Here is a 7,517-nt window from a genome sequence, read left to right on the forward strand (position 1 = left end):
GCGCGCGTGAGGGTCGCGAGCTCGGCGCGGCGCTGGTTGACGACCTCGAGCCGACGCGGGTCGGCCGCCAGGTCGCCCGCATAGGCCGCGAGCTCGGCCGCGGCGTCGGCCAGCAGGTAACCGGCCTCCCCCACCCGCGTCGCGAGCTCGGCGAGCGCCGGGTCGTGCGACGCGACGTGCTCGAGCGCCCGACGAGCGTGCTCGACCAGATCCGCGGCGCTGGCCGCCTCCGCGCCGCTCTCGTCGCCCGCGAGCGCGGTGTGCGCCGTCGCCGCCGCCACGCGCAGCTCCTCGGCGTGCGCGAGCCGCTGCTCCTCGGTCGCGAGCTCGACGTCCTCGCCCGGCTGCGGGTCCACCCGCTCGACCTCCGCGAGCCCGAGCCGCAGCAGCTCCGCCTCGCGGGAACGGTCCTGGGCGCGGTCGACGAGCTCGGCCAGCTCCTGGCGCACCCGCGCACGCTCGGCCCACGCGTCGCGGTACTCGCGCAGCGTGCGGCCGTGGTCGGGACCCGCGAACTCGTCGAGCGCGGCCCGCTGGTGCGCCGACGAGCGCAGCCGGGCCTGGTCCGCCTGTCCGTGCACCGTGACGAGGGACTCGGCGAGCTCCGCCAGCACCGACTGCGGCACCGAGCGCCCACCGACGAACGCGCGCGACCTGCCCGTGCCCGACTCTCCCGCCGCGCCGACCGTGCGCACGAGGAGCAGGCTGCCGTCCTCGTCGACCTCGCCGCCCGCCTCGAGAGCGCGGGCGACCGCGGCGTGGTCCGCGTCGAGCACGACCCGCCCCTCGACGGACGCACCGGACGCGCCCGTGCGCACCGTCGCAGGGTCGGCCTTCCCGCCCAGGAGCAGCGACAACGCCGTGAGCACCATCGTCTTGCCCGCGCCGGTCTCACCCGTGAGCACGGTCAGTCCGCGCCCCAGCGTCACGTCGGCGGTGCCGATCACCCCCAGGTCGGCGATCCGGATCTCCTCGATCACCGAGCACCCACCTCGTCGTCGAGCCCCGTGCGACCCGCGCCGGCCGCGTCCTGACCGTTCGAACCTCCGGCGGCCTCGTCCAGCACCGCCTCGTCACGGTCCGCCTCGTCGTCGACGCCCGCGGACGCGAGCCCACGCCACCCCTCGACGGGCAGCGCGAACTTCTGCACGAGCCGCGTCGTGAAGGGTGCAGGCGAGAGGCGCGCGAGCCGCACGGGCACGTCACTGCGCGTGATCTCGACGCGTGACCCCTGCGGGATCTCGACCGTACGACGCCCGTCGCACGTGAGCTGGCCCGGCGACGGCGAACGCTCGAGCACCTCGAGCGCGAGCCGGCTCGCCGGGCCCACCACGAGCGGGCGCGCGAACAGCGCGTGCGCGGCGACCGGGATGAGGATCATCCCGTCGACGTCCGGCCACACGACAGGCCCACCCGCGGAGAACGCGTGCGCGGTAGAGCCCGTCGCCGTCGCAGCGACGACGCCGTCGCACCCGAAGCTCGACAGCGGTCGTCCGTCGACCTCGACCGCGACCTCGAGGACGCGCGAGCGGTCACCCTTCTCCAGCGCCGCCTCGTTGAGTGCCCAGTCCTCACGCACGTCGCCGTCGGGCAGCAGGACGCGCACGTGCAGCGTGACACGCTCCTCGACCTCGAAGTCCCCCTCCGTGAGCCTCCGGACGGCCTCGCCGACGTCGTCCCGCTCGCTCTCGGCGAGGAACCCGACGTGCCCCAGGTTCACCCCCAGCAGCGGCACCCCCGTACCGCGCGTCAGCTCCGCGGCGCGCAGGATCGTGCCGTCGCCGCCGAGCACCACCGCGAGCTCGAACTCGGGCAGGTCGGTGGCGACCGCGTCCTCGGCAGCCAGCACGGCCTCGATGCCGGCCGACTCCAGCACCCGCACGGCCTCGCGCGTCGCGGCGACTGCCGCGCGCCGGCCGCGGTGGGTGACGATCACGGCACGCCGCGTCACAGCTCACCTCCGGGATCCTCGCCGCGCACGACGTGCGCGATCCGCTCGACGGGGACGTCCGACGAGCGCTGCGGCCGCAGCCACAGGAAGTACTCGACGTTGCCGCTCGGGCCGGGCAACGGGCTCTGGACCACTCCGCGGACCGTGAGCCCGAGCTCGGCTGCCGCTCGCGCCACGCCGACGACGGCGTCCACCCGCAGCTCCGGGTCCCGCACGACGCCGCCCGAGCCCAGCCGCCCGCGACCGACCTCGAACTGCGGCTTGACCATCACGAGCAGGTCCGCGCCCGGTGCCGCGACCGCGACGAGCGCAGGCAGCACGAGCGGCAGGGAGATGAACGACAGGTCGGCGACGACGAGCGTCGGTGCGGGCACGACGTCACCCGCTGCGAGCGTGCGGACGTTGACTCCCTCGCGCACGTCGACGCGCGGATCGCTGCGCAGCCGGTCGACGAGCTGGTCGTGACCCACGTCGACCGCGCACACCGATGCGGCACCGCGGCGCAGCAGCACGTCGGTGAACCCGCCCGTGCTCGCGCCTGCGTCCAGGCAGCCCCGGCCGGCCGGGTCGAGCGCGGGCAGCGCGTCGAGCGCGCCGGCGAGCTTGTGTCCCGCGCGCGAGGCGTAGTCCGGGCCGTCGGTCGACGCGACCTCCACGCCCAGCTCGGGAGTCACGTGCGTCGCGCTGCGCCGTGCGGGCCGCCCGTCGACCGTGACCAGGCCGGCGGCGATGAGCTCGCCCGCCTGCCGGCGCGAGCGAGCCAGGCCGCGCCGTACCAGCTCGGTGTCGAGTCGCGTGGTCACGCCGTCAGCCCTGGGCCTCGGCCAGCCGGTCCTGCAAGGCGCCGTGCACGGCGTCGAACGCCGCGACGTGCGCGGGCAGAGGGCGATCGGTCAACCCGTCGAGCGAGCGCAGCGCCTCGTCCACGGCGCCGTCGCCGGTGAGCCCGCCCGCGGTCGCGTGATCGGACGTCGAACCGTCGGGTGCCGCGCCGCCGTCGCCCCGCCGCGCGTCGGCCACCGTCACAGCGGCCGCATCGCGAACGGCCGCCGCGCTGACGCGGGCCGAGAGCGCGGCCGGCGACGGCACTGCGGCACGCTGCGTGTCGTCGTCCACCGTGTCGGCCTCCTCGTCGCGCTGGGCGCCCCGCGGGTCGCGGGGTCGCTCGTCCTGCTCGGTCTCGCGCCCCGGCACGGGCTCGGTCCACGGCCGCGCGAGCGGTCGGGCTCCTCGTCCTGCCGGGCGCCTGCCTGACGTGTGCGTCGGGCTCGCCCCACGCTACCCGCAGGGCCCGACGAGCCGGGGTCGCGACCCACAGGCACGCGACACCCGGACCTCGTCGGACGAGCCCGAGCGTCCGACGACGTCAGGCGAGGTCGGTCGCAAGCTCCGGGACGGTCGCCTCGTCGAGGGTCTCGCCCGCGTCGACCGCGGCCCACGCAGCGGCGCACGCGGCGCGCACGACGTCCAGCTGCGACGCGGTCGAGTCGTCGCCGCCCCGCCCGAGCTCGAGCGCGCCGCCGACGACGCGCGCCGACGCCTCACGGCACGTCCACCACCCGTCCGCGGCGGGGACGGGCTCGGGGTGCGGCTCGTGCAACGCACGCAGGTCGGCGCCGATCAGGTGGGGACGCTCGCCCGGGTGCGCGAGCACGTCGTCACGCGCCGAGCTGACCCCGGTCAGCACGTGCAGCCCGACGAAGCCGCCCGACCGCGCACCCGCGAGGTCCGTGTCGAGCCGATCGCCGACGACGAGCGCCTCGCGGGCTCCCGCGCGATCGACCGCCATCCGGTACATGGCCGGCGACGGCTTGCCCGCGCTGTCCGGCGTCACACCGGTCGCGGCACGCACCGCACCGACGAGCGAGCCGTTGCCCGGCGCGAAGCCCCGCGCGGTCGGCAGGCTCAGGTCCAGGTTGGACGCCACGTGCCAGGCGCCCCGCTCGATCGCGTACGCGGCCTCGGCGAGCTGGGCCCACCCGACCTCGGGCGCGAAGCCCTGCGCGACGGCCTCCGGCTCGTCGTCGGCGGAGTCGACGACCGTGAACCCGGCCTGACGCACGGCGGTGCGCAGACCGGCACCGCCGACGACGAGCACGCGCGCACCGCGCTCGAGCCGCGTCCGGAGCAGCTGCGCCGCGGCCTGCGCCGCGGTCATCACCTCGGCCGCCGTGGTCGGGATGCCCAGCCCGGTGAGCTGGTCGGCCACCGACTCGGGCTCACGCGAGGCGTTGTTCGTCACGAAGACGAGGCGCATCCCGCGATCACGCGCCCCGGTCAGCCCGTCCGCCGCGTGTGCGATCGGCTCGTGTCCCCGGTACGCGACGCCGTCCAGGTCGACGAGCGCGAGGTCGTACGCCTCTGCGGGCGCCACCGGGGCCCCGACCAGTCCAGCCTTCACGCCTGCGTCTCCCCGCCGTCCTCGAGGTCGGTCGAGTCACCCGAGGCCTCGTCGGCCTCGTCGGGCGCAACCTCGCCCGACACAACCTCGTCCGTCGCAACCTCGTCCTGCGCGACGTCGTGACGGCCCGCGTCCTCGGTCGCCGCTGCGGCGACCGGCTCGACGGCGTCCTCGTCACCAGGCAGGTCGTCGACGGCACCGACACCAGGACCGTCGGCACCGGCCGCGCCTGCATCGCGCGCGTCGACGACGTCACGCTCGTTGACGTCGTGCTCGTTGACGTCGTGCTCGGCCCCGACGCGCGCCGTGCCCTCGCGGGCATCCTCGTCGACGGCCAGCTCGTCCTCGTCCTCCGCGAGGTCGAAGACGACGACCTCGTCCGCCTCGTCCGGAGCGTCCTCGCCGGTCGCCTCGGCCAGCTGCTCGGCCGTGAAGCGCGCGAGCTCCGCCTCGGCGTCGCTCCCGCGCCCGGCCGCCTCGAGGGCGGCCGCCTTGGCGACCGCGACGCGCACCGCAAGAGCCCCGGACGCCGCGCGGGCCTCGGGTGTGCCGAGCGCCGCCGCGGCGGCCTCCGCCTCGCCGAGGTCGAGCCGCGCGCCGCTCACGACGATCGCGAGCTCGACGCGCGTCTCCGCCGGCAGCGTCTGCGCCTCCGGGCTCTGAGCAAGCGCAATCGCCCGCTCGGGACGCTCGAGCCCTCGCTCGCAGTCGGCCATGATCGCCAGGTGCTCCGACGAGCCGTTGAGGCGCCGCACGGTGCGAAGCTCGCGCAGCGCCTCGGCGTAGCGCCCGGTGCGGTACGCCGCGAGGCCAGCGGCCTCCCGCACGACGTCCACCCGGCCGCCGCTGCGCACCGCAGCCTGAGCGTGCTCGTACGCGAGCTCGGGGTCGACGTCGAGCAGGCGCCCGACCATCACGAGGTGCCGCCCGACCTGGTTGGCGTTCTCCTTCGACAGCGTCCGCAACGGCGCGCGTGCGGCGCGGTCGAGGTCACCGAACACCACGTCCTCGGGGATCTCCGGACCGGAGACCCTCTGGTCCTGCGGGGGTCGCGTCGGGCGACGGTCGCCCGACGCGCCGCGGTCGTCGGACCGACGCCCGTCCTGCGCGCGGCCTCCCACCGGGGCACCCGAGCCGCGCGACCACGAAGGACGCGAGAAGGCGTCGCTGCTCAGACCGTCGCGACCTCGCGGCGCGCCGCCGGCGGGACGACGAGCGCCCTCGCGCGTGCCGGTGCCCTCGTCCCGTCGACCGCCCCCCTCGCGACCCTGGGCTGTGCCGGGCCGCGCAGCGGCAGGACGCCGGTCCGAGGTCGGCGGGCGGTCCGTCCACTCGCGACGTTGCGGGCGCTCGCGCGCGTCATCACGGCGCGACGACTCACTGCGCGCACCGAAGGTCCGCGGCGCGTCGTCGCGAGGCGGCCGCTGCCGGTCGCCACGCGCGCCTGCGTCATGCCCGTACGACCCGTGACTGCGATCGCTCGTGCCCCGGTCGAACCCGCCCGTGCGACCAGAGGCCCCACGCGGTGCCCGATCGGATCGGTCGCCGCCGTCGCGCTGGCCGCCCCCAGCAGGACGCCCGGTCGCCGGGCGATCGCGGTCCTGACGCCACTCCTCACGACCCGATCGGGGCGCGCCGCCGGTCCCGCCGGCGCGATAGCCGGAACCGGCCCGCCCGCCACCCTGCCGGGTGTCGCGCGACCGGTCGTCACCCCACCGAGGCGTCTCGCGGCCTCCGTCGCGCGGAGCGCGGTCGTCGCGTCCACGCGACGCGGCCCGCTCACCTGCGACGAACGGGCGGCCACGAGGTGCGTCCCCGCCGGGACGCCCGTACCGCGCGTCGCCGCCACGGGATCGGGCGTCACCCGAGGGCCGTCGGTCGTCACCCGCGCTCCGGAACGTGCGGCTCTCACCATCTCGGGGGCGGTATCCACCGCTGTCCCCGCCGCGCGAGCCACCGTCACGGGGCGCGAACCCGCCGGCCGAACGACCATCCCGCTGACCGCCCGAGACGTAGCCTCCACGGCGGTCGTCGCGCCGATCGCGCTGAGCACCCCCGCTCGAGGCACCGTCACGCCATGTCCCGCGCGATCGGTCGCCGGCGAAGCCGCCGCGCCCGCCCGGGCCGCCACGTCGCTCCTCGGAGCCGCCTGCACCGGACCCGAACGAACGCTGACCACCACCGGTACCGCCCCCGGCGAAGCGCTCCCCGCCGTCGCCCGCGCCGTACGAGCGCGGACCACCCGACGAGCGCAGACCACCCGACGAACGCGGACCACCCGACGAACGCGGCGCACCGGAACCACCGGAGGCATAGGATCGCTCACCGCCTGCGCCGGCCCCGTAGGGCCGACCCCCACGGGACTCACCGGAACGCGAGTACCCGCCGCCCGCGCGGGACTCACCGGAACGACGGTCGCCACCGGCACTGAGGGAGTCACCGCCGCGCTGCGGACCTGACTCTCCACGACGTCCGGCGGATCGGTCATCGGACCGCCCGTAGGAGCCGCGGCGGTCACCTGAGCCGCTGTCACGCGATCCACCCACGGGGGGACGTCCGCCGCTGCCCGGTCCGCGCCGCGCGTCGCCGCGCCCTGCGCCGTGACCGCCGGGCCGACGCGCGTCGTCCCTCGATCGGCCTTCGTCTCGACCCGCCGTGCCGTCGCTGTTCATGAAATGTGTTCTCCTCGCCTGGAGGAACATCGTCTCATCCGCGGTGGTCTCGCACCGCACCGAACGAGCCGCCGAGAACGTGACGCTGATTGCCCCCGGCGCTCCGGGAGCACCGCCGGCGCGCAAGCCACACCCTGACGACCGCGCGAGGCGAGCTGCCGCTTCCGGCCGGCCCAGCGAGAACCAGGCGCGCGTCACCCCGGCACGCCGACCTCTGGAAGCCCAGCTGTGAATCGACACGCCGCTGGCCGAACCACCACTCGCCGCGTCAGACCGACTGGAACCGACCTGGTCTGCTCGCTGATCCCGCCCTTGCTCGCCGGCGCGAGCAGCACTGACGGATCGACGCCCGTTCGGCGTCAGCGCGCGAGCGCGCAGAGGCATCGCGTCGCGCGCCACGCGAATGTGCTGTGCACGTCCCACCACATCGTCGCGAGACGACGGTGAACTGCCGGGGAAACAGAAGAAGCCACCCCGTGTGGGGTGGCTTCTT

Annotated in this window: 6 protein-coding genes; all 6 read right to left on the bottom strand. The window is 76.1% G+C overall.

Features of this window, described 5'->3' with window-relative positions; translation table 11 throughout:
- On the bottom strand, positions 1–980 hold a 980-nt coding region (locus CWIS_RS19335), incomplete at its 3' end, for an AAA family ATPase (RefSeq protein ID WP_048342829.1).
- The gene (locus CWIS_RS08400; RefSeq protein WP_082156319.1) at positions 977–1,951 is read right to left on the bottom strand and encodes an NAD kinase; all 975 of its coding nucleotides are present in this window, start codon (positions 1,949–1,951) and stop codon (positions 977–979) included. The genes CWIS_RS19335 and CWIS_RS08400, both read right to left, overlap by 4 nt.
- A complete protein-coding gene (locus tag CWIS_RS08405) occupies positions 1,948–2,754 on the bottom strand; it encodes a TlyA family RNA methyltransferase (RefSeq protein WP_048342816.1) in 807 nt (268 codons plus the stop codon). The genes CWIS_RS08400 and CWIS_RS08405 overlap by 4 nt, the downstream gene beginning before the upstream one ends.
- Positions 2,755–2,758: 4 nt before the next feature.
- Positions 2,759–3,145 carry a hypothetical protein gene (locus CWIS_RS18010; RefSeq protein WP_082156320.1) on the bottom strand — a complete coding sequence of 129 codons (387 nt, stop codon included), beginning with the start codon at positions 3,143–3,145 and terminating at the stop codon, positions 2,759–2,761.
- A 172-nt stretch (positions 3,146–3,317) separates the two neighbouring features.
- Positions 3,318–4,352, bottom strand: a complete 1,035-nt coding sequence (locus CWIS_RS08415; protein ID WP_048342817.1) for an HAD-IIA family hydrolase — start codon at positions 4,350–4,352, stop codon at positions 3,318–3,320.
- Complete coding sequence (locus CWIS_RS19340; RefSeq protein ID WP_082156321.1) at positions 4,349–5,473, bottom strand: hypothetical protein; 1,125 nt, start codon at positions 5,471–5,473, stop codon at positions 4,349–4,351. Before CWIS_RS19340 ends, CWIS_RS08415 begins: the two co-directional genes overlap by 4 nt.
- Positions 5,474–7,517: the final 2,044 nt, after the last annotated feature.

The sequence above is a fragment of the Cellulomonas sp. A375-1 genome (genome assembly GCF_001040865.1).
Lineage (GTDB): Bacteria > Actinomycetota > Actinomycetes > Actinomycetales > Cellulomonadaceae > Cellulomonas > Cellulomonas gelida.